Annotated in this window: 29 protein-coding genes; 3 read left to right on the forward strand and 26 right to left on the reverse strand. The window is 65.8% G+C overall.

Annotated features, from left to right (window positions below):
* Positions 1-104 precede the first annotated feature (104 nt).
* The 23 genes from LUX31_RS16200 to rpsJ all read right to left on the reverse strand — a co-directional run bounded on the left by LUX31_RS16200 (position 105) and on the right by rpsJ (position 12,154).
* Positions 105-761, reverse strand: coding sequence for an adenylate kinase (locus LUX31_RS16200; RefSeq protein ID WP_235475498.1), 657 nt, complete (start codon positions 759-761; stop codon positions 105-107).
* A complete protein-coding gene (secY, locus tag LUX31_RS16205; protein WP_235475499.1) occupies positions 761-2,074 on the reverse strand; it encodes a preprotein translocase subunit SecY in 1,314 nt (437 codons plus the stop codon). The genes LUX31_RS16200 and secY overlap by 1 nt, the downstream gene beginning before the upstream one ends.
* Positions 2,075-2,319: 245 nt before the next feature.
* Positions 2,320-2,775, reverse strand: a complete 456-nt coding sequence (gene rplO, locus LUX31_RS16210; RefSeq protein ID WP_030671797.1) for a 50S ribosomal protein L15 — start codon at positions 2,773-2,775, stop codon at positions 2,320-2,322.
* 2 nt (positions 2,776-2,777) lie between these two features.
* Positions 2,778-2,960 carry a 50S ribosomal protein L30 gene (gene rpmD, locus LUX31_RS16215; protein ID WP_006376032.1) on the reverse strand — a complete coding sequence of 61 codons (183 nt, stop codon included), beginning with the start codon at positions 2,958-2,960 and terminating at the stop codon, positions 2,778-2,780.
* Positions 2,960-3,565 (reverse strand): 30S ribosomal protein S5, encoded by a 606-nt coding sequence (rpsE, locus tag LUX31_RS16220; protein ID WP_006376045.1) that lies wholly within the window; start codon positions 3,563-3,565, stop codon positions 2,960-2,962. The genes rpmD and rpsE overlap by 1 nt, the downstream gene beginning before the upstream one ends.
* 70 nt (positions 3,566-3,635) lie before the next feature.
* On the reverse strand, positions 3,636-4,022 hold the full coding sequence (rplR, locus tag LUX31_RS16225; protein ID WP_235475500.1) for a 50S ribosomal protein L18: 387 nt from the start codon (positions 4,020-4,022) through the stop codon (positions 3,636-3,638).
* 3 nt (positions 4,023-4,025) lie between these two features.
* The gene (gene rplF, locus LUX31_RS16230; protein ID WP_235475501.1) at positions 4,026-4,565 is read right to left on the reverse strand and encodes a 50S ribosomal protein L6; all 540 of its coding nucleotides are present in this window, start codon (positions 4,563-4,565) and stop codon (positions 4,026-4,028) included.
* 21 nt (positions 4,566-4,586) lie between these two features.
* Positions 4,587-4,985 (reverse strand): 30S ribosomal protein S8, encoded by a 399-nt coding sequence (gene rpsH / locus LUX31_RS16235; protein WP_010986352.1) that lies wholly within the window; start codon positions 4,983-4,985, stop codon positions 4,587-4,589.
* Between the two features lie 215 nt (positions 4,986-5,200).
* Positions 5,201-5,386, reverse strand: a complete 186-nt coding sequence (locus LUX31_RS16240; protein ID WP_003948630.1) for a type Z 30S ribosomal protein S14 — start codon at positions 5,384-5,386, stop codon at positions 5,201-5,203.
* A 5-nt stretch (positions 5,387-5,391) separates the two neighbouring features.
* On the reverse strand, positions 5,392-5,949 hold the full coding sequence (gene rplE / locus LUX31_RS16245) for a 50S ribosomal protein L5 (RefSeq protein WP_235475502.1): 558 nt from the start codon (positions 5,947-5,949) through the stop codon (positions 5,392-5,394).
* Positions 5,949-6,272, reverse strand: coding sequence for a 50S ribosomal protein L24 (gene rplX / locus LUX31_RS16250; protein ID WP_235475503.1), 324 nt, complete (start codon positions 6,270-6,272; stop codon positions 5,949-5,951). The genes rplE and rplX overlap by 1 nt, the downstream gene beginning before the upstream one ends.
* Positions 6,273-6,274: 2 nt before the next feature.
* The gene (gene rplN / locus LUX31_RS16255; RefSeq protein ID WP_006376015.1) at positions 6,275-6,643 is read right to left on the reverse strand and encodes a 50S ribosomal protein L14; all 369 of its coding nucleotides are present in this window, start codon (positions 6,641-6,643) and stop codon (positions 6,275-6,277) included.
* A gap of 110 nt (positions 6,644-6,753) precedes the next feature.
* Positions 6,754-7,047 carry a 30S ribosomal protein S17 gene (rpsQ, locus tag LUX31_RS16260; protein ID WP_235475504.1) on the reverse strand — a complete coding sequence of 98 codons (294 nt, stop codon included), beginning with the start codon at positions 7,045-7,047 and terminating at the stop codon, positions 6,754-6,756.
* Complete coding sequence (rpmC, locus tag LUX31_RS16265) at positions 7,047-7,271, reverse strand: 50S ribosomal protein L29 (protein ID WP_005481220.1); 225 nt, start codon at positions 7,269-7,271, stop codon at positions 7,047-7,049. Before rpmC ends, rpsQ begins: the two co-directional genes overlap by 1 nt.
* Positions 7,271-7,690 (reverse strand): 50S ribosomal protein L16, encoded by a 420-nt coding sequence (gene rplP / locus LUX31_RS16270; protein WP_235475505.1) that lies wholly within the window; start codon positions 7,688-7,690, stop codon positions 7,271-7,273. Before rplP ends, rpmC begins: the two co-directional genes overlap by 1 nt.
* A gap of 5 nt (positions 7,691-7,695) precedes the next feature.
* Positions 7,696-8,544 carry a 30S ribosomal protein S3 gene (gene rpsC / locus LUX31_RS16275; RefSeq protein ID WP_235475506.1) on the reverse strand — a complete coding sequence of 283 codons (849 nt, stop codon included), beginning with the start codon at positions 8,542-8,544 and terminating at the stop codon, positions 7,696-7,698.
* Positions 8,544-8,891: a 50S ribosomal protein L22 gene (rplV, locus tag LUX31_RS16280; protein ID WP_235475507.1), complete on the reverse strand. Its 348-nt coding sequence runs from the start codon at positions 8,889-8,891 to the stop codon at positions 8,544-8,546. The genes rpsC and rplV overlap by 1 nt, the downstream gene beginning before the upstream one ends.
* A gap of 41 nt (positions 8,892-8,932) precedes the next feature.
* Positions 8,933-9,214 (reverse strand): 30S ribosomal protein S19, encoded by a 282-nt coding sequence (gene rpsS / locus LUX31_RS16285; RefSeq protein WP_010986346.1) that lies wholly within the window; start codon positions 9,212-9,214, stop codon positions 8,933-8,935.
* Positions 9,215-9,226: 12 nt separating this feature from the next.
* The gene (gene rplB / locus LUX31_RS16290; RefSeq protein WP_020132633.1) at positions 9,227-10,063 is read right to left on the reverse strand and encodes a 50S ribosomal protein L2; all 837 of its coding nucleotides are present in this window, start codon (positions 10,061-10,063) and stop codon (positions 9,227-9,229) included.
* A gap of 38 nt (positions 10,064-10,101) precedes the next feature.
* Positions 10,102-10,521 carry a 50S ribosomal protein L23 gene (rplW, locus tag LUX31_RS16295; protein WP_235475508.1) on the reverse strand — a complete coding sequence of 140 codons (420 nt, stop codon included), beginning with the start codon at positions 10,519-10,521 and terminating at the stop codon, positions 10,102-10,104.
* Positions 10,521-11,177, reverse strand: coding sequence for a 50S ribosomal protein L4 (gene rplD, locus LUX31_RS16300; RefSeq protein WP_235475509.1), 657 nt, complete (start codon positions 11,175-11,177; stop codon positions 10,521-10,523). The genes rplW and rplD overlap by 1 nt, the downstream gene beginning before the upstream one ends.
* Positions 11,178-11,183: 6 nt before the next feature.
* Positions 11,184-11,828 (reverse strand): 50S ribosomal protein L3, encoded by a 645-nt coding sequence (gene rplC, locus LUX31_RS16305; protein ID WP_235475510.1) that lies wholly within the window; start codon positions 11,826-11,828, stop codon positions 11,184-11,186.
* Positions 11,829-11,845: 17 nt separating this feature from the next.
* Positions 11,846-12,154 (reverse strand): 30S ribosomal protein S10, encoded by a 309-nt coding sequence (gene rpsJ, locus LUX31_RS16310; RefSeq protein WP_003948644.1) that lies wholly within the window; start codon positions 12,152-12,154, stop codon positions 11,846-11,848.
* A 565-nt stretch (positions 12,155-12,719) separates the two neighbouring features.
* On the opposite strand from rpsJ, the gene LUX31_RS16315 reads away from it, so the two are divergent.
* The 3 genes from LUX31_RS16315 to LUX31_RS16325 all read left to right on the forward strand — a co-directional run bounded on the left by LUX31_RS16315 (position 12,720) and on the right by LUX31_RS16325 (position 16,435).
* The gene (locus tag LUX31_RS16315; protein ID WP_235475511.1) at positions 12,720-14,708 is read left to right on the forward strand and encodes an ATP-binding protein; all 1,989 of its coding nucleotides are present in this window, start codon (positions 12,720-12,722) and stop codon (positions 14,706-14,708) included.
* A gap of 491 nt (positions 14,709-15,199) precedes the next feature.
* On the forward strand, positions 15,200-16,159 hold the full coding sequence (locus LUX31_RS16320) for a helix-turn-helix domain-containing protein (protein ID WP_235475512.1): 960 nt from the start codon (positions 15,200-15,202) through the stop codon (positions 16,157-16,159).
* Between the two features lie 129 nt (positions 16,160-16,288).
* Entirely contained in the window at positions 16,289-16,435 is a 147-nt protein-coding gene (locus LUX31_RS16325) for a ferritin-like domain-containing protein (protein WP_235475513.1), read from the forward strand.
* 111 nt (positions 16,436-16,546) lie between these two features.
* Here the strand turns inward: LUX31_RS16325 and LUX31_RS16330 are convergent, their stop codons facing one another.
* From LUX31_RS16330 to LUX31_RS16340, 3 genes are read right to left on the reverse strand one after another with little or no spacing between them, the layout of a single operon-like run.
* Positions 16,547-17,380 carry a hypothetical protein gene (locus LUX31_RS16330; protein WP_235475514.1) on the reverse strand — a complete coding sequence of 278 codons (834 nt, stop codon included), beginning with the start codon at positions 17,378-17,380 and terminating at the stop codon, positions 16,547-16,549.
* Between the two features lie 49 nt (positions 17,381-17,429).
* Complete coding sequence (locus LUX31_RS16335; RefSeq protein WP_235475515.1) at positions 17,430-17,621, reverse strand: DUF397 domain-containing protein; 192 nt, start codon at positions 17,619-17,621, stop codon at positions 17,430-17,432.
* Entirely contained in the window at positions 17,618-18,472 is an 855-nt protein-coding gene (locus tag LUX31_RS16340) for a helix-turn-helix domain-containing protein (protein ID WP_235475516.1), read from the reverse strand. The genes LUX31_RS16335 and LUX31_RS16340 overlap by 4 nt, the downstream gene beginning before the upstream one ends.
* Between the last annotated feature and the right edge of the window lie 124 nt (positions 18,473-18,596).

Below are 18,596 nucleotides of genomic sequence, written 5' to 3' on the forward strand. Positions count from 1 at the left end.
GGGAGCGAACGAACACACCCAAAGATACGGGGACCTGCCCCGACGCAGCAGCCGCGGTCCCCTGACAGGAAACCGCGGCTGTACGCACGTACAAACGAAAAAGACTACTCGTCATCGCCCTTCAGCGCGGCCATCGCCTTACCGGTGACGTCCTCCACCTTGCCCAGCGCCGAGATCGTCACGACAAGGCCCTGGGCCTTGTAATAGTCGATGATCGGCTCGGTCTGGGTGTGGTAGACCTCCAGCCGCTTGCGCACCGTCTCCTCGGAGTCGTCGTCCCGCTGGTACAGCTCGCCACCACAGGCGTCGCAGACTCCCGCGGCCTTCGGCGGCTGGTACGTCACGTGGAAGACGTGCGCCGAGTCGTTGCGGCAGATCCGGCGGCCGGCGATGCGCTTGACCACCTCGTCCTCGGGGACCTCCAGGTCGAGCACCGCGTCCAGCTTCATGGACTCGGCCTTGAGCATCTCGTCCAGCGCCTCGGCCTGCGAGACGTTCCTCGGGAAGCCGTCCAGCAGAAAGCCGTTCACCGCGTCGGACTGCTCCATGCGGTCCTTCGCCATGGCGATCGTGACCTCGTCGGGTACCAGGTTGCCCGCGTCCATGTAGGACTTGGCGAGTTTCCCGAGGTCCGTCTGCTTGCTGATGTTGGCCCGGAACAGGTCGCCCGTGGAGATGTGCGGGATCAACAGGTTCTTGGCCAGGAACGCGGCCTGCGTTCCCTTTCCTGCACCAGGCGGCCCGACGAGGACGATTCGCATCAGCGGAGGAACCCTTCGTAATTGCGCTGCTGGAGCTGGCTCTCAATCTGCTTCACGGTCTCAAGACCGACACCCACGATGATGAGGATGCTGGTCCCGCCGAACGGGAAGTTCTGGTTTGCCCCGAAACCAACCAACGCCATCGTCGGGACGAGAGCGATCAGACCCAGATACAGCGAACCCGGCCAGGTGATCCGGTTGAGTACGTAGCTCAGGTACTCAGCGGTTGGCCGGCCAGCCCGGATGCCCGGGATGAAGCCACCATACTTCTTCATGTTGTCGGCTACTTCTTCGGGGTTGAAGGAGATGGCGACGTAGAAGAACGCGAAGAAAACGATCAGCAAGAAGTACGTGGTGATGTAAATCGGGTGGTCACCCTTGGTCAGGTTCTGCTCGATCCACGTCTTCCAGCCGGAGGTGCCGCCGGAGAACTGCGCGATCAGCGCGGGGATGTAGAGCAGCGAGGAGGCAAAAATCACAGGGATGATGCCGGCCTGGTTGACCTTGAGCGGGATGTACGTAGAGGTGCCGCCATAAGACCTGCGGCCGATCATGCGCTTCGCGTACTGAACCGGAATACGGCGCTGAGCCTGCTCGACGAAGACCACCAGCGCGACCATGACGAGGCCGACGGCGATGACCGTGCCGAACTCGATCCAGCCGCCCGCCAGGTCGCCCTGGGTCTTGATGGCCCACAGCGCGGACGGGAAGGTGGCGGCGATCGAGATGAACATCAGGATCGACATGCCGTTGCCGATGCCGCGGTCGGTGATCAGCTCACCGAGCCACATGACGACGGCGGTTCCGGCGGTCATGGTGACGACCATGGTGATGGTGACGAAGATCGACTGGTCCGGGACGATCTCGCTCGCGACCGGGCAGCCGCTGAAGAGCGCGCCGCTGCGGGCGGTGGCGACGAGGCCGGTGCCCTGCAGGATGGCCAGGGCCACCGTCAGGTAACGGGTGTACTGCGTGATCTTCGCCGTACCGGCCTGGCCCTCCTTCTTGAGGGCCTCCAGACGCGGGATGACCACGGTCAGCAGCTGGAGAATGATGCTCGCCGTGATGTACGGCATGATGCCGAGCGCGAAGATCGTGATCTGCAGCAGCGCGCCGCCACTGAACATGTTCACCAGACCGAACAGGCCCTGGTTGCCCTTCGCCACATCGATACACGTCTGGACGTTCGAGTAGTCGACACCGGGGATCGGGATGTGCGTGCCCACCCGATAGACCACGATGATGCCGAGCGTGAAGAGCAGCTTCTTGCGCAGGTCGGGCGTCTTGAACGCCCGGGCGAACGCGGTGAGCACGGTGCCTCCTGCGACCCCCGCGCTACTGCGTCAGAGGTGACGGTCTTGAGGTTCGACGAATAAGCGGACAGATAACTAACAGCCAAGAGGGGTCCGGAGTTCCTCGTGAGCACAACGGACTCAAATTGACAGTGCTGGCCACCTTACCGGCGACCATGCCTCCCTTGGAACGACCAACCGGGGATACCCCATATGTGGGGTATCCCCGGCAGGGATCGCTCAAGTCATCGAGGCGCCTGTGGTGTTCAGACGAGCTCGGTGACGGTACCGCCGGCGGCGGTGATCTTCTCCTTGGCGGAGCCGGAGACGGCGTCGACCGTCACCTGCAGCGCCACGGAGATCTCGCCCTGGCCGAGGACCTTGACGAGGCTGTTCTTGCGAACGGCACCCTTGGCGACGAGACCCTCGACGGTGACCTCGCCACCCTCCGGGTACAGCGCGCCCAGCTTGTCGAGGTTCACGACCTGGTACTCGGTCTTGAACGGGTTCTTGAAGCCCTTGAGCTTCGGGAGACGCATGTGGAGGGGCATCTGGCCACCCTCGAAGCGCTCCGGAACCTGGTAACGGGCCTTCGTGCCCTTGGTACCACGACCAGCCGTCTTACCCTTCGACGCCTCACCACGACCCACACGGGTCTTGGCGGTCTTGGCGCCCGGGGCGGGACGGAGGTTGTGGATCTTGAGCGGGTTGTTCTCCGCCATGATCAGTCGACCTCCTCAACCGTCACGAGGTGGCGGACGGTGTGAACCATTCCGCGGAACTCGGGGCGGTCCTCCTTGACGACCACGGTGTTGATCCCCTTGAGACCAAGGGACCGCAGGGTGTCACGGTGGTTCTGCTTGCTGCCGATGTACGACTTCGTCTGCGTGACCTTGAGGCGAGCCATTACGCACCCGCTCCCGCACGCGCACGAAGCAGAGCCGCGGGGGCGACGTCCTCAAGGGGCAGACCGCGGCGGGCCGCGATCTCCTCGGGACGCTGCAGGCCCTTGAGGGCCGCCACGGTCGCGTGCACGATGTTGATCGCGTTGGACGAACCGAGCGACTTCGACAGGATGTCGTGAACGCCGGCGCACTCCAGGACAGCACGCACCGGGCCACCGGCGATAACGCCGGTACCGGGGGAAGCAGGCTTGAGCAGGACGACGCCCGCGGCCTTCTCGCCCGTGATCGGGTGCGGGATGGTGCCCTGGATACGAGGGACCTTGAAGAAGTGCTTCTTGGCCTCTTCAACACCCTTGGCGATCGCGGCCGGCACCTCCTTGGCCTTGCCGTAACCGACACCGACGGTGCCATCGCCATCGCCCACTACGACGAGCGCAGTGAAGCTGAAGCGACGACCACCCTTCACAACCTTGGCGACGCGGTTGATCGCGACGACGCGCTCAACGTACGCGGTCTTCTCGGCGGCAGCAGCGCCGCCGTCACGGCCCTTCCGGTCCCGCCGCTCGCCGCCACCGGCACCGCTTCCGCGGCGCTGGGGTCCAGCCATTGGATTACCTCTCTCTTTTTCCGCTAGCTACGCTGCGCCGCGGCACTAGGCCGCGAGCGCGACGGGCGGCTCAGAACTTGAGCCCGGCTTCGCGGGCGGCGTCGGCCAGGGCGGCGATACGACCGGCGTACCGGCTGCCACCACGGTCGAACACAACGGCCTCGACGCCTGCGGCCTTGGCACGCTCGGCGACCAGTGCGCCGACCTTGCCGGCCTGCGCCGACTTGTCATCGCCCTCGGTACCGCGGATCGAGGCGTCCAGGGTCGACGCCGACGCCAGGGTGTGACCCTGGATGTCGTCGATGACCTGGGCCACGATGTGGCGGTTGGAGCGGGTCACAACCAGGCGGGGACGCTCAGCCGTTCCGTTGACCTTCTTACGGATCCGGATGTGACGCCGCTTGATGGCAGCACGCTTGTAAGCGTCGCCCTTAGCGATCTTCGTACCGTATGCCATGGCTTACTTACCCGCCTTTCCGACCTTGCGGCGGATGACTTCGCCCTCGTACTTGACACCCTTGGCCTTGTACGGGTCGGGCTTGCGCAGCTTGCGGATGTTGGCCGCAACCTCGCCGACCTTCTGCTTGTCGATGCCCTCGACCGAGAACCGCGTCGGGTTCTCGACCTTGAAGCTGATGCCCTCGGGCGCTTCGACGGTGATCGGGTGGCTGTAGCCGAGCGCGAACTCGAGGCTCGTGCCCTTCGCCGCCACGCGGTAACCGACACCGCTGATCTCGAGCTTCTTCACGTAACCCGTGGTCACGCCGGTGATCATGTTCGCCACCAGCGTGCGGGACAGGCCGTGCAGGGCCTTGTTCTGACGCTCGTCGTTGGGGCGGGTGACGTTGAGAACGCCGTCCTCACCCTTGGCGATGTCGATCGGCGCAGCGACGGTGTGGGAGAGGGAACCCTTGGGGCCCTTCACCTGGACCGTGCGGCCATCGATGGTGACGTCCACGCCGGCGGGAACCGTGATGGGGAGCTTGCCAATACGCGACATAGCTGTTTCCTCCGTTCCCTTCTACCAGACGTAGGCGAGGACTTCTCCGCCTACGCCCTTCTTGCCGGCCTGCTTGTCGGTGAGGAGACCGTGCGACGTGGAGATGATCGCCACGCCCAGGCCGCCGAGCACCTTCGGCAGGTTGGTGGACTTCGCGTACACCCGGAGACCGGGCTTGGAGATCCGCTTGATGCCCGCGATGGAGCGCTCACGGTTCGGGCCGAACTTCAGCTCGAGAACGAGGTTCTTGCCGACCTCGGCGTCCTCGACCTTCCAGCCCGTGATGAAGCCCTCCTGCTGGAGGATCTCCGCGATGTGCGACTTGATCTTGCTGTGCGGCATACCCACGGTGTCGTGGTACGCCGAGTTCGCGTTACGCAGACGAGTCAGCATGTCCGCGATCGGATCAGTCATGGTCATGAATTGGCCTTCGGCCTCTCTCGCCGGGGTTTCCTGGATGCGCCATCCCTCTCCCCACTCACTCAGTGGCGGGACGGGTGCGGTGCGGGGGACCTACGGCGTAGTAAGTCGTACGGGCGTCAGGCGCCCAACCCTCCTAGCCTAAGCCATGGAGGGGTGGGCACCTGACCAACCCATTTGCTTACCGAGAGCTTCCGGAATCCCGAATTAGGGGATTACCAGGAGCTCTTGGTCACGCCCGGCAGCTCGCCACGGTGAGCCATCTCACGAAGGCAGACGCGGCACAGGCCGAACTTGCGGTACACGGAGTGCGGACGGCCGCAGCGCTGGCAGCGCGTGTAGCCACGTACACCGAACTTGGGCTTACGAGCAGCCTTGGCAATCAGAGCCTTCTTCGCCATCTCGCTTACGCCTCCTTGAAGGGGAAGCCGAGGTGACGGAGAAGGGCGCGGCCTTCGGCGTCGTTGGTCGCCGTGGTCACCACGGTGATGTCCATACCCCGGGTGCGGTCGATCTTGTCCTGGTCGATCTCGTGGAACATGACCTGCTCGGTGAGACCGAAGGTGTAGTTGCCACGACCGTCGAACTGCTTGGGAGACAGACCACGGAAGTCGCGGATGCGCGGCAGCGCGAGCGACAGGGTGCGGTCCAGGAACTCCCACATGCGGTCGCCACGAAGCGTGACGTGGGCACCGATCGGCTGACCCTCACGCAGCTTGAACTGCGCGATGGACTTGCGGGCCTTGGTGACGGCCGGCTTCTGACCGGTGATCGTGGTGAGGTCGCGGATGGCGCCCTCGATCAGCTTGGAGTCGCGGGCGGCGTCGCCCACACCCATGTTGACCACGATCTTGACGAGGCCGGGGATCTGCATGACGTTCTCGTACGAGAACTCCTCACGCAGCTTGCCCGCGATCTCCTCGCGGTACTTCGTCTTGAGACGCGGAGTGGTGGTGGTCGTCATCAGATGTCCTCACCCGTCCGCTTGGCAACGCGAACCTTGTTGCCCTCGTCGTCGAAGCGGTAACCGACACGCGTGACGACCTTCTTGCCGTCCTTCTCAACGACCAGCTGGACGTTGGAGACGTGGACGGGCGCCTCGGTCGTGACGATGCCGCCGGCCTGCGAACCCTTCGCGGTCGGGCCGGCCTTGGTGTGCTTCTTGACCCGGTTGACACCCTCGACCAGGACGCGGTCCTCGCGGGGGAAGGCCGCGATGACCTTGCCCTGCTTGCCCTTGTCCTTACCGGTGATGACCTGAACCAGGTCGCCCTTCTTGATCTTCATGCTTACAGCACCTCCGGCGCGAGCGAGATGATCTTCATGAACTTCTTCTCGCGCAGCTCCCGGCCCACCGGGCCGAAGATACGGGTGCCACGAGGGTCGCCGTCGTTCTTCAGAACAACAGCGGCGTTCTCGTCGAAACGGATGTACGAGCCGTCCGGACGGCGGCGCTCCTTGACGGTGCGAACGATGACCGCCTTGATGACGTCACCCTTCTTCACGTTGCCGCCGGGGATCGCGTCCTTGACGGTGGCGACGATCACGTCACCGATGCCCGCGTAGCGGCGACCGGAGCCACCGAGGACACGGATGCAAAGGATTTCCTTCGCACCAGTGTTGTCGGCGACACGCAGTCGCGACTCCTGCTGGATCACGTCTATCTCCTGATTGTCTGCCGGTTCCCCAATACGGGGTTGTCTGTGCAACCCCGTATCGGAGCCTGGCGGAACTGCCCTGCGGGATTACCCCCGCAGGAATTACTTGGCTACTTCGCCTTCTCGAGGATCTCGACGATGCGCCAGCGCTTCGTGGCGGACAGCGGACGCGTCTCCATGAGGAGGACACGGTCGCCGATGCCGGCAGCGTTCTGCTCGTCGTGCGCCTTGAGCTTGCTCGTACGGCGGATGACCTTGCCGTACAGCGCGTGCTTCACACGGTCCTCGACAGCGACGACGACGGTCTTGTCCATCTTGTCGCTGACGACGAGACCCTCACGGGTCTTGCGGAATCCGCGCGCCTCGGTTGCGTTCTCAGTCTCGGTCACGTTGCTCTCGCTCATCAGGCGCTCTCCACCGTCTCGATGCCCAGCTCGCGCTCACGCATCAGGGTGTAGATCCGCGCGATGTCCTTCCGGACGGCCTTCAGCCGACCGTGGTTCTCGAGCTGACCGGTCGCCGCCTGGAAGCGGAGGTTGAACAGCTCTTCCTTGGCTTCGCGGAGCTTGTTGAGAAGCTCCTCGTCACCCAGTTCGCGCAGCTCGGACGCCTTGGTACCGGCCGACATCACGCTTCACCTGCCTCGCGCTTGACGATCCGGCACTTCATCGGCAGCTTGTGGGCTGCGCGAGTGAGGGCCTCACGGGCGATCTTCTCGTTGGGGTAGGACAGCTCGAACATGACCCGGCCCGGGTGCACGTTCGCGATCCACCACTCCGGCGAACCCTTACCGGAACCCATGCGGGTCTCGGCAGGCTTCTTCGTGAGCGGGCGGTCCGGGTAGATGTTGATCCAGACCTTGCCGCCACGCTTGATGTGGCGGGTCATCGCGATACGGGCGGCCTCGATCTGACGGTTGGTCACGTACGCCGGCGTGACGGCCTGAATGCCGTACTCGCCGAACGCGACCGTCGTACCGCCCTTGGCCATACCACGGCGCTTGGGGTGGTGCTGCTTGCGGTGCTTGACCCTACGGGGGATCAGCATGTCGGTCAGGCCTCCGTTCCGGTGCTTTCAGCAGCCGGAGCGGCAGCCGCCGGAGCCTCGGCCTTGGGGGCCTCGGCAGCGGGAGCCTGCTGCGGCTTGCGGCCGCGGCCGCCACGCTCGCCACCACGGCCACCACCACGGGCCGGACGGTCGCTGCCGCCACCGGCACCGCCACGGGCCGGGCGGTTACCCGCACGGGCAGCGGCGTTCTCGGCGCGGACCTCGGCGATGTTCTTGACGTCGCCCTTGTAGATCCAGACCTTCACACCGATACGGCCGAAGGTCGTCTTGGCCTCGAAGAAGCCGTAGTCGACGTTCGCGCGGAGCGTGTGCAGGGGCACACGGCCCTCGCGGTAGAACTCCGAGCGGGACATCTCGGCGCCGCCGAGACGGCCACCGCACTGGATCTTGATGCCCTTGGCGCCGGCCTTCATCGTGCCCTGCATGCTCTTGCGCATGGCACGACGGAAGGAGACGCGGGAGGACAGCTGCTCGGCGACGGCCTGGGCCACCAGCTGAGCGTCCGTCTCCGGGCTCTTGACCTCGAGGATGTTGAGCTGGACCTGCTTCTTGGTCAGCTTCTCCAGGTCGCCGCGGATACGGTCGGCCTCGGCGCCGCGGCGGCCGATGACGATGCCCGGACGCGCGGTGTGGATGTCGACGCGGACGCGGTCACGGGTGCGCTCGATCTCGACCTTCGAGATGCCGGCGCGCTCCATGCCGGACGTCATCATCCGACGGATGGCGACGTCTTCTCCGACGTAGTCCTTGTACAGCTTGTCGGCGTACCAACGCGACTTGAAGTCGGTGGTGATGCCGAGTCGGAACCCGTGCGGGTTTACCTTCTGGCCCATTACCGGGAACCTTCCTTGCTGCTGACGACCACGGTGATGTGGCTGGTCCGCTTGCGGATCCGGTAGGCACGGCCCTGGGCGCGCGGCCGGAACCGCTTCAGGGTCGGACCCTCGTCGACGTACGCCTCGGTGATGACGAGGCTGCCGGCGTCGGTGTGGTCGTAGTTGTGCGCGGCGTTGGCAATGGCGCTGTCAAGCACCTTGCCGACCGGCACGCTCGCGGCCTGCGGGGCGAAACGCAGGACCGCCTGAGCCTCCGTGGCATCCATGCCACGGATAAGGTCCACCACGCGGCGGGCCTTCATGGGCGTAACGCGGATGTACCGCGCCTGGGCCCTGGCTTCCATGGTTGTCCTTCCAGTGTCTGTCATGGTCATTCCACCCCGCGTTAGCGGCGCTTCGACTTCCGGTCGTCCTTGACGTGACCCCGGAAGGTGCGCGTCGGCGAGAACTCGCCGAGCTTGTGGCCGACCATCGACTCGGTGACAAACACCGGAATGTGGGTCTTGCCGTTGTGCACCGCGATCGTGTGGCCGAGCATGGCCGGGATGATCATCGAGCGACGGGACCAGGTCTTGATGACGTTCTTGGAACCGGCTTCGTTCTGGGCGTCCACCTTCTTGATCAGGTGGTCGTCGACGAAGGGCCCCTTCTTGAGACTGCGCGGCATCTAAACCCGCTCCTAGCGCTTCTTGTTCGTCTTGCGGCGGCGGACGATGTACTTGTTCGAAGCCTTCTTCGGCGAACGAGTACGACCCTCCTTCTGACCCCACGGCGAGACCGGGTGACGTCCACCGGAGGTCTTGCCTTCACCACCACCGTGCGGGTGGTCAACCGGGTTCATCGCCACACCGCGAACGGTCGGACGGACGCCCAGCCAGCGCTTGCGCCCGGCCTTGCCCCAGTTGATGTTGCTCTGCTCGGCGTTGCCGACCTCGCCGACCGTGGCGCGGCAGCGCTGGTCGACCAGACGGATCTCACCGGAGGGCATACGAAGGTGGGCCATCGTGCCCTCCTTCGCCAGCAGCTGCACCGAGGCGCCTGCGGAGCGGGCGAACTTGGCGCCGCCACCGGGACGGATCTCGATCGCGTGGATCGTGGTACCGACCGGGATGTTGCGGAGCGCCAGGTTGTTGCCCGGCTTGATGTCGGCCCCAGGACCGTTCTCGACGCGGTCGCCCTGCGACAGGTTGCGGGGGGCGAGGATGTAGCGCTTCTCGCCGTCCGCGTAGTGCAGCAGCGCGATGCGCGCGGTGCGGTTGGGGTCGTACTCGATGTGCGCGACCTTCGCCGGCACGCCGTCCTTGTCGTGACGACGGAAGTCGATCACTCGGTAGGCGCGCTTGTGTCCGCCACCCTGGTGGCGAACGGTCACACGACCGGCGTTGTTACGGCCGCCCTTGCTGTGCAGCGGGCGGACCAGCGACTTCTCCGGCGTGGACCGCGTGACCTCGACGAAGTCGGCGACGCTGGAGCCACGACGGCCCGGCGTAGTCGGCTTGTACTTGCGGATTCCCATTTCTCAGTCCTCGTCCGATATCGGACGATCCGACCCGCTTACGCGGACGGACCGCCGAAGATGTCGATACGGTCGCCCTCTGCGAGGGTCACGATCGCGCGCTTGGTGTCAGCGCGCTTACCGAAACCGCTCTTGGTGCGCTTGCGCTTGCCGATGCGGTTGATCGTGTTGACCCCGGTGACCTTGACCGAGAAGACCGCCTGGACGGCCTGCTTGATCTGGGTCTTGTTGCTGCCGGGAGCGACGATGAACGTGTACTTGTTCTCGTCGATGAGCGCGTAGCTCTTCTCCGACACGACCGGCTTCAGCAGGACGTCACGGTGGTCCGTGAACGACTTGCTGATCGGCGTGACGACGGTGTTCTTGCCCTCGGCCTCGTGGCGCTTCGCCTTGGCGACGCGCGCGGCCTTGGCGGCCTTGGCCGCCTTGGAGGCAATGGCGGGGTGACGGATCGCCATCAGACCTCGCTCCCTTCGGTGTCAGTGGCCTTGGGGCCGGACACGAAGGACTCGAAAGCGGCCTGGGTGAAGACCACGTCGTCCGAGACGAGAACGTCGTACGTGTTCAGCTGGCCCGGCTCCAGGATGTGCACCTGGGGCAGGTTGCGCGCGGAAAGCAGCGCGGCCTCGTCGGAGCGCTCGATGACCAGGAGCACGTTCTTGCGCTCGCTGACCTTGCCGAGGAAGCTCTTGGCGGCCTTGGTGGAGGGGGTCTCGCCCTCGATCACGCCGGTGATGACGTGGATACGAGCGTTGCGGGCCCGGTCGGTGAGGGCGTGGCGCAGGGCCGCGGCCTTCATCTTCTTGGGGGTCCGCTGCGAGTAGTCGCGCGGGGTGGGGCCGTGAACGACACCACCGCCGGCGAACTGCGGCGCACGGGTCGAACCCTGACGGGCGCGGCCGGTGCCCTTCTGGCGGTAAGGCTTCTTGCCACCACCGCGGACCTCGCCACGACGCTTGACCTTGTGCGTGCCCTGACGGGCGGCGGCCAGCTGTGCGACGACGACCTGATGAAGCAGCGGAACGCTGATCTTCTCTACGTCGAAGATCTCGGCCGGGAGCTCGATGGTCCCGGCTGTGTCGCCGGAGGGCGACAGAATGTCAATGGTGCTCATGAGTCCTCAGGCCCCCTTGGCCGCGGTGCGGACCAGGACGAGGCCGCCGTTCGGACCAGGAACCGCGCCCTTGATCAGGAGCAGGCCCTTCTCCGCGTCAACGGCGTGAACGGTCAGGTTCTGGGTGGTGACCCGCTCGTTGCCCATGCGACCCGCCATGCGGAGGCCCTTGAACACGCGGCCCGGGGTGGCACAGCCACCGATGGAACCGGGGGAGCGGTGCTTGCGCTGGGTGCCGTGACCGGCGCCGAGGCCCTTGAAGTTGTGACGCTTCATGACACCGGCGAAGCCCTTGCCCTTGCTCTTGCCGGTCACGTCCACCTTGACGCCGGCCTCGAAGACCTCAGCGGAGATCTCCTGGCCCAGCGTGTACTCGGAGGCGTCCGCGGTGCGGATCTCGACGAGGTGGCGGCGGGGGGTGACGTCGGCCTTGGCGAAGTGACCCTTGAGGGGCTTGTTCACCTTGCGGGGGTCGATCTCGCCGAAGGCGATCTGGACCGCTTCGTAGCCGTCGGTGTCGTTCGTACGGACCTGGGTGACGACGTTGGTGCTCGCCTTGACGACGGTGACGGGAACAACACGGTTGTTCTCGTCCCACACCTGCGTCATGCCGAGCTTCTCGCCCAGGATGCCCTTGATCTGCTTAGCCATTCTCAGATCACCGTTCCCTAGAGCTTGATCTCGATGTCGACACCGGCCGGGAGGTCGAGTCGCATCAGAGAGTCAACGGTCTTGGGCGTCGGGTCGAGGATGTCGATCAGGCGCTTGTGCGTGCGCATCTCGAAGTGCTCGCGCGAGTCCTTGTACTTGTGCGGCGACTTGATGACGCAGTACACGTTCTTCTCAGTGGGCAGCGGCACCGGGCCCGCGACCGACGCACCAGTTCGCGTCACCGTCTCGACGATCTTCTTCGCCGAGCTGTCGATGACCTCGTGGTCGTAGGCCTTGAGCCGGATGCGGATCTTCTGTCCCGCCATGGCTACTCAGTAGTCCTTTGTCTAGTGAAACGCTCTGGAACCCGGGGGTTCGCGTCCCCGTCCTCCGACCCACGCGGTCGGGTGTGTCGCGCTCCTGCCGCACAGATATCCGCTAATCCATCAACGGATTCCCCTACGTACGAGGGACGCGGCCCGCCCGAAAGCAACCGCAGGACCGGGGGGCATGGACACCCACCGGGCGCCTGGCCTGCACCCCGCTGACACTTCCCGAAAGATTCCCGTACGTCCGCCCCAGCGCTGCCTTACGGCAGTTGAGGCGACGAGTACTGTGGGACTCGCTTCCGGTCCTCCCGACGGGAGGCGCGCAGCATCGGCGCTCGACCGAGCAACTCCGACAGTCTGCCATACGGGGCAGGGCCTCCGCCAATCGGGCCGGAGAGAATACCCCGGGGGTGACGAAGGTCAAACACGGTGCCGACCGGGCCGTGTCGGCGGTCCCGCTCGTCCCGGTCGGGCGATTTCCCGTGATTTCGCTCTTCGCCCTCCTCAGGACCGACTAGTTTGCCGTCTTGATCAGGGACACACGTGTCAGGAGGCTCCCGTCATGGTCAAGGTGCGGCTCGAGACCAGCCGTGAGCACGTCGCAGAGCTGGCTCGGCTGCGGGATCCCGTGGGTGCCATCGAGGAACTGGTCTGGAACGCCGTGGACGCCGACGCCGAACGCGTCGTCGTCGTCCTGGAGCGCAACGACCTGGGTGGTGTGGACAGGGTCCGTGTCCAGGACGACGGCGGTGGAATGTCTGCCGAGCACTGCGAGGAGTACTTCCGGCCCATCGGTGCCTCCTGGAAGAAGCGTGCACAGGGCAGCCCTGTGAAAAAGCGCGCTCTGCACGGGAAGAACGGGCGAGGCCGGGTACGTGCCTTCGCGCTCGGCACCCAGGTGCGCTGGACCAGCGTCAGTGACGCGTTCGGAGACCGGCAGCAGCTGGTGATCGAAGCAGACCGACGTTCCATGGACGAGTTCGACATCGGCGACCCGGAACCCGCTGCCGACCCCACCGGCACACTCTTCGAGGCGTTCGGCGGTGACGAGCAGCTGGACCTGCTCGCCGACGAGCGAGCCAGGGCCTCGCTCACCACTGCCTTCGCCACGTACTTGGAGAAGTACCCGGACGTCCGCATCGAGTACGACGGCCAGGACCTCGATCCGGCCGCGGAGCAACTCCACGTACGCGACTACGTCCTGCCGTCGCCGTCCGGCTGGAGCGGCGAGCCGGCGCGTCTGAAGGTCGTGGAGTGGCGCAGGTCCGTAACCCGGGCGCTGTTCCTCTGCGACGGCCAGAGCATGTCCCGGGCTCACCTCAAGCCGGGTATCCAGGCTCCCGGCTTCGAGTTCACCGCGCATCTCACCTGGGCCGGTTTCGATGATGTCGACGCCGAGGACCTCGCCTTCACCGACTGGGCATCGCGCGGACCGCACGCCGAGGTACTCGCAGCGGCACGAGACCAGCTCAAGGTCCACTTCCGGGCCCGCGTGGACGAGCGCCGACGGGAGCAGGTCGCCGAGTGGCAAGGGGAGGGGATCTACCCCTACGCGGGTGACGCCGCCGACGAGAAGGAACGAGCCGAGCGCGAGACCTTCGACGCGGTGGCCACCACTGTCTTCCGGCACCTTCCCAGGTCTCAGGCCACACGCAGGACCACCTTCGCACTGCTGCGATCGGTGCTCGCGCACGAGCCCTCGGACATACTGCGTATCGCGAACGACCTGTTCACGCTCTCCAAGCAGGAGCGAGAAGAGCTGAACCGCCTCCTGGAACGCACGACGCTCTCAGCACTGATCAAGGCGTCGACCGCAGCGGCCAACCGCATCGATTTCCTCACCGCTCTGGAACACCTCGTCTTCGCGCCGGACACCAGGTCACGCGTCACCGAGCGGGATGAACTGCACCGCATCCTGGAAAGCCAGTGCTGGGTCTTCGGCGAGGAGTACGCACTGCACGTCAGCGACCGCAGCCTCAACGCGGTGCTCACGCAGCACTGCCGACTGCTCGGTCGCGACATTCCGACGCCGGAACCGGTTCTGCGAGAGGACGGACGCACGGGCAGGGTCGACCTGATGCTGTCCCGGGTCGCGCGACACAGGAAAGGCGAACGGCACCACCTGATCGTCGAACTCAAGCGTCCCAGTGTGGTTCTCGGCATGGTCGAGTTCAGCCAGATCAGCAGCTACGCGGAGGCCGTCATGTCCGACGACCGATTCCGCGACCCGACCGTGACGTGGGACTTCTGGCTCGTCGGCAACGCCATGGACAAGGCACTGCGGCAGTTGGCCCACCAGGTGGACCGGGTACCTGGGTGCGCGGTATCCACCCCACGCTTCCGGATCATGGTGAAGACCTGGGGCGAGATCATCGAGGACTGCCAGGAGCGACTGCGGTTCCACAGTGCGCAGCTGGAGTACCAGTCCTCGACCGAGCACGCGATGGACTACCTGGTCCGCAACCACGGTGACGCCGTGGCGGAGCTGGTTGCGGACGGGATCATCCCCAGTCCCCGAAGCGCCGAGGCCACCAACGACGTCATGCAGTGAGCCCCGGGCGACTGACGGCCTGATGGCCTGATGGCCGCCTGTTGTCAGTGGCCCGGTCTACTGTTCTTGGACGCGTCCGTGTCCGCGACGCGCCCTCCCCTGCCTGCCGGCCCCTCCCGCGGAACGGAGATCCCCGATTCGTTTCCGCCGCCCGTCGCCTTGACGCCCACCCCGAACGCACAGGCCACACCGGATCCCGGAAACGTGAGTCCCGGTGGCGTGCGCTCAGGTGGGCCCGGCGCTCTTCCAAAGAAACACGGGAGAGAAAGAACCCCACCAAGCCCCACCCTTTCCCTCCCGGCCGCCGACGCGTGCACTCACTCGCCCGAGTGAACATCACCAACTCGGCTGGATTCGTGCCCGGTTGCCTGCCTTACGCTCAGCGCAGCAGCACGACCACGTCACAGACAACTCCAGACATGCGACGGCCCTCGCCGGGACTGCAATCCCAATGCGAGGGCCTGACCACCGAGGAAGGCTGTAACTTCCTGATGGATACGCAGAATCCTAGTGCGCCCCCGTGCGCCGAGGCCCGTCCCACGGGCAAAAATCACCCGCCCCGGCGACCCAATTCCGGCGTTTCCGGCGTCGTCCACGACAACGCCCGCCACACCACCCGCTTCACGGTGATCGGCAACCACCTTGCGCAACACCGCGAGCTGTCACTGCTCGCCATCGGGCTCGCCACCCACATCCAGTCGCTGCCCGCCGGTGCTCCCGTCGACATCAAGACCCTCGCCAGGAAGTTCCCGGAGAGCCCGGAGCGTATCGCCGCCGGTCTGCGCGAACTGGAAGCCCACGGCTACCTGAGTCGACCCCGCGAACGCACCCCGGCAGGTCGCATCGTCACCCGCACGATCTCCTGCAACCGCCCCGGACACCACGCCGAGCGGCCCGCGAACGCCGGCGCCAGCACCACAGCCGGGGCCGGGGCAACCGACGGTCCGGCCGACGAGGAGCCCCCCGCCCGCACCCCCTGCGCCCCGGCCAAGCCCAAGAAACGCACCCCGCGCAAGCCACTCCCCGCCGTACCGCAGCCCTCGTACAAAGGCCCAGCTCTCCTCCGGGCCGCCACCGAACTCCTCGCAGGCCTCCGCCGCCATGACCCCGACCTGCTCCTCTCCGCCTGCGGCACCACCCACCTCGCCCCCGGCGTCGCCGCCTGGCTGGAGCGCGACGTCAGCCCCACCGCCGTACGCCACGCCCTCCTCAGCAACCACCCACCCGAGGGAATGCACCGCCCAGCCGCATTCCTCGCCCACCGCCTCACCGCCCAGCTACCGGCCCTGCCACCGTTCCGTGCGCCTGCCTCGCCCCCCACCGTCCGGCACCCCCTCCAGACCTGCGACGGCTGCGAACGCGTCTTCCGCTCACCCGAACCAGGCCGCTGCCGCGACTGCCGCCGACTCCACAGCGGACCGGCCACCACAGACCGTCATCCCTCAGGGTGAACCCCGCCAACTCGGCCGCCGCCAGCCCGCATGGGACTCCTATGCTCACAGCGGGACCCCTTAGGCACATGACAGAAGCACTTCCCCCGACTGGGCGACAGCCCGGCCAGGAAGCTCTGGAGGAAACTGGTGCTCGTCCTGGAGCAGCGCGGCCTCGACGTGACCGACGAGATCCGTGACCGGATCACCAGCTGCGACGACACCGCCACCCTGCGCGCCCGGCTCACCCGCGCCCTCACCGCCACCTCCGCAGCGGAGATCTTCACGGACCGGTAGCAGCAGTCCCAGTGCCGTGTGCCCACCCTTGAGAGGGGCGGGCACACGGCACTCAGGGACCGTCACGAGCGCGCTTCATGCCGGTACGCCCAGGCCAGACGGGCAGCCGGGTCAGCGAACGTCGATGTAGTCCTGGCCGCTGGTGGCGGTGCCGGTGGTCGTGTTGCCGTAGTACACCCACCGGAAGAAGCCGTCGGTGGTGGCGGTGACGGAGGTGCTCAGGGCGCCCGCGCTGTTCGTCTTGACCTTCTTCAGCGTCTTGAAGGAGGTGGCGTTCTTGGCGCGGAACTGGAGGCTCACCGTGCTACCGGCGTAGGCGTCGTTCTTCTTGGTGGTCCAGTTCGCCCGGGTGAGCTTGCTCTTGAGGGTGAGCTTCTTGCCCTTGGTGACGGGCTCGGGGGTGGCGTCGGCGGTGGCGAGTTTGGCGGCTCGGCGGAGGGAGACGGTTCCGGACCTTGACTCGTATTCCTCGGCCAGGACAGGGCCGTCGCCAGCCGGGAACAGAGCGAGGTACACGCCGATCTTCCACGTGGTGGCGTCGCTGTTGGAGTCGACCTCCTCCATGTACGGATCGGGGTTGATGAAGAGGGAGCCCTCACAACGGGCCCTCTGGGAGCCCTGCTCATAACATTCGTACGGAATCGTCCACAAGGAGTTCTTTGCGGTGCCCTTGGCCACGTCCTTCAGATTTCCCCGGTAAAGGAAAGGGGAAATGCGCCAGCGGCCGATGCCGTCCACTGTGTACCCGGAGGGCAGGGCGATGTTAAACGGAACGGGAGTTTCCGACACCTTCGATGTGCCGACCACGATCGGCTTACCGTTGTTGAACACGAGGTTCGACACGACGATGCCCGTGTCCTTCGCCTGCGCGGCCGGGGCGTTGAGCACCGAGAGCGCGAGGGCTCCGGCCGTCGCGATCACGGCGGTGGTACGTCTTCGGTTCATGCACACCTCTCCGACGAGTAAAGGGATCGGAAAGGCTACACCAGTCTGATCAACTACCGGACGCGTAGGGGACGAACTCGGCCCAGGCGGCGGGGGCGAGGGTGAGACGGAGGCCCTGGGCCACCGACTTGGAGTCGCGGACGTGGACGGCGCCGGGGGCGGTGGCTATTTCGACGCAGTCGTCGGCCTCACTGCTGCTGCTGTAGCTGCTCTTGAACCAGTGGAGTTCCGCAGTGCTCATAGTTCTCCCAGCGCCTGCTCGATGAAGGCCAGCGACTCCCTCGGCGGGAGAGCCTGTGCCCGGATCATCCCATAGCGCAGTTCGAGGATCCCAAGATCCCTGAGGTTCGAGACCGGGCGGCCGTTGAACGCTCCCTCGGAGCGTCCGACCGCTGTACCGTCGGCGAACTTCAGCACTTCGATCAGGCCTTGCGCCCCAGCATGCTCCTCACGATCGGTCGGCATGACCTGAAGCGTGACGTTGCGCAATCGCCCCACCTCCAGCAGGTGTTCGAGCTGTCGACGCAACAACATCTTCCCCCCATAGGGGCGTTCCAGCGTCACCTGTTCCTGGACGAAACTGAGCGTGGGAGCAGGCTCCCGCTCGAAGATCGCCTTGCGTGCCATACGCGCGGCGGTTCCCCGCTCGACCACCTGAGGCGTGTACGCGGGCTTCCTCATCTCGAGCAACGCCCGCGCGTACTCCTGTGTCTGCAACAGCCCATGGATGTTGTGGTTGCTGTACAGCAACACCTCGACCGCCCGATCCTCCAACTCCTTAAGCTCACGCACCTTCCTCGGATACCGAGCCCTCTCCATGTCCTCCATGAACGCCCTCAGATGCCCGCCCGCGTTCAGGACATCATCAGCCCGGTCCAGGAACTCCACCCTCGGGATCCGCGCCCCGCGCTCGATCTTGCGGATCATGTCCTCGCCGTAGCCCATGACTTGGGCGAAGTCGGCCACCCTCATCCCGGCCTGCTCACGACAGAACTTGATGAGCCGCCCGACGGCCTCCACCAACGGCGCACTCTCGTCACCGGGTTCGAGGTCCCAGCCGGACTCGTCCACACCTTCGTTTTCGCTGTTCATGCCCACCCACCTCCAACGCGCACCCGTACCCGCACGTCATCCGAGACAGCCGAGACAGAGCGAGACAAGAACCGGACAGCGCGGATACGCACAGGCGTCACCGCACGTCAAGGCAAGCATGTTC

The organism is Streptomyces sp. GQFP (genome assembly GCF_021545335.1).
In the GTDB taxonomy this organism is placed as follows: Bacteria; Actinomycetota; Actinomycetes; order Streptomycetales; family Streptomycetaceae; genus Streptomyces.

Coding starts and splice junctions, on each gene's coding strand:
- rpsQ (WP_235475504.1), bottom strand. CDS start 7,047: ATGAGCGAGAGCAACGTGACCGAGACTGAGAACGCAACCGAGGCGCGC.
- rplX (WP_235475503.1), bottom strand. CDS start 6,272: ATGAAGATCAAGAAGGGCGACCTGGTTCAGGTCATCACCGGTAAGGAC.
- rplF (WP_235475501.1), bottom strand. CDS start 4,565: ATGTCGCGTATTGGCAAGCTCCCCATCACGGTTCCCGCCGGCGTGGAC.
- rplV (WP_235475507.1), bottom strand. CDS start 8,891: ATGGAAGCCAGGGCCCAGGCGCGGTACATCCGCGTTACGCCCATGAAG.
- LUX31_RS16330 (WP_235475514.1), bottom strand. CDS start 17,380: ATGAACCGAAGACGTACCACCGCCGTGATCGCGACGGCCGGAGCCCTC.
- rpsC (WP_235475506.1), bottom strand. CDS start 8,544: ATGGGCCAGAAGGTAAACCCGCACGGGTTCCGACTCGGCATCACCACC.
- rplE (WP_235475502.1), bottom strand. CDS start 5,949: ATGACGACCACCACCACTCCGCGTCTCAAGACGAAGTACCGCGAGGAG.
- LUX31_RS16320 (WP_235475512.1), top strand. CDS start 15,200: ATGGATACGCAGAATCCTAGTGCGCCCCCGTGCGCCGAGGCCCGTCCC.
- rplC (WP_235475510.1), bottom strand. CDS start 11,828: ATGGCTAAGCAGATCAAGGGCATCCTGGGCGAGAAGCTCGGCATGACG.
- rpsS (WP_010986346.1), bottom strand. CDS start 9,214: ATGCCGCGCAGTCTCAAGAAGGGGCCCTTCGTCGACGACCACCTGATC.
- rpsE (WP_006376045.1), bottom strand. CDS start 3,565: ATGGCTGGACCCCAGCGCCGCGGAAGCGGTGCCGGTGGCGGCGAGCGG.
- rplP (WP_235475505.1), bottom strand. CDS start 7,690: ATGCTGATCCCCCGTAGGGTCAAGCACCGCAAGCAGCACCACCCCAAG.
- rplO (WP_030671797.1), bottom strand. CDS start 2,775: ATGGCGGAGAACAACCCGCTCAAGATCCACAACCTCCGTCCCGCCCCG.
- rplB (WP_020132633.1), bottom strand. CDS start 10,063: ATGGGAATCCGCAAGTACAAGCCGACTACGCCGGGCCGTCGTGGCTCC.
- LUX31_RS16200 (WP_235475498.1), bottom strand. CDS start 761: ATGCGAATCGTCCTCGTCGGGCCGCCTGGTGCAGGAAAGGGAACGCAG.
- rpmD (WP_006376032.1), bottom strand. CDS start 2,960: ATGGCTCGCCTCAAGGTCACGCAGACGAAGTCGTACATCGGCAGCAAG.
- LUX31_RS16240 (WP_003948630.1), bottom strand. CDS start 5,386: ATGGCGAAGAAGGCTCTGATTGCCAAGGCTGCTCGTAAGCCCAAGTTC.
- rplD (WP_235475509.1), bottom strand. CDS start 11,177: ATGAGCACCATTGACATTCTGTCGCCCTCCGGCGACACAGCCGGGACC.
- rplW (WP_235475508.1), bottom strand. CDS start 10,521: ATGGCGATCCGTCACCCCGCCATTGCCTCCAAGGCGGCCAAGGCCGCC.
- rplR (WP_235475500.1), bottom strand. CDS start 4,022: ATGGCATACGGTACGAAGATCGCTAAGGGCGACGCTTACAAGCGTGCT.
- rpmC (WP_005481220.1), bottom strand. CDS start 7,271: ATGTCGGCCGGTACCAAGGCGTCCGAGCTGCGCGAACTGGGTGACGAG.
- LUX31_RS16340 (WP_235475516.1), bottom strand. CDS start 18,472: ATGAACAGCGAAAACGAAGGTGTGGACGAGTCCGGCTGGGACCTCGAA.
- LUX31_RS16315 (WP_235475511.1), top strand. CDS start 12,720: ATGGTCAAGGTGCGGCTCGAGACCAGCCGTGAGCACGTCGCAGAGCTG.
- rpsJ (WP_003948644.1), bottom strand. CDS start 12,154: ATGGCGGGACAGAAGATCCGCATCCGGCTCAAGGCCTACGACCACGAG.
- rpsH (WP_010986352.1), bottom strand. CDS start 4,985: ATGACCATGACTGATCCGATCGCGGACATGCTGACTCGTCTGCGTAAC.
- LUX31_RS16335 (WP_235475515.1), bottom strand. CDS start 17,621: ATGAGCACTGCGGAACTCCACTGGTTCAAGAGCAGCTACAGCAGCAGC.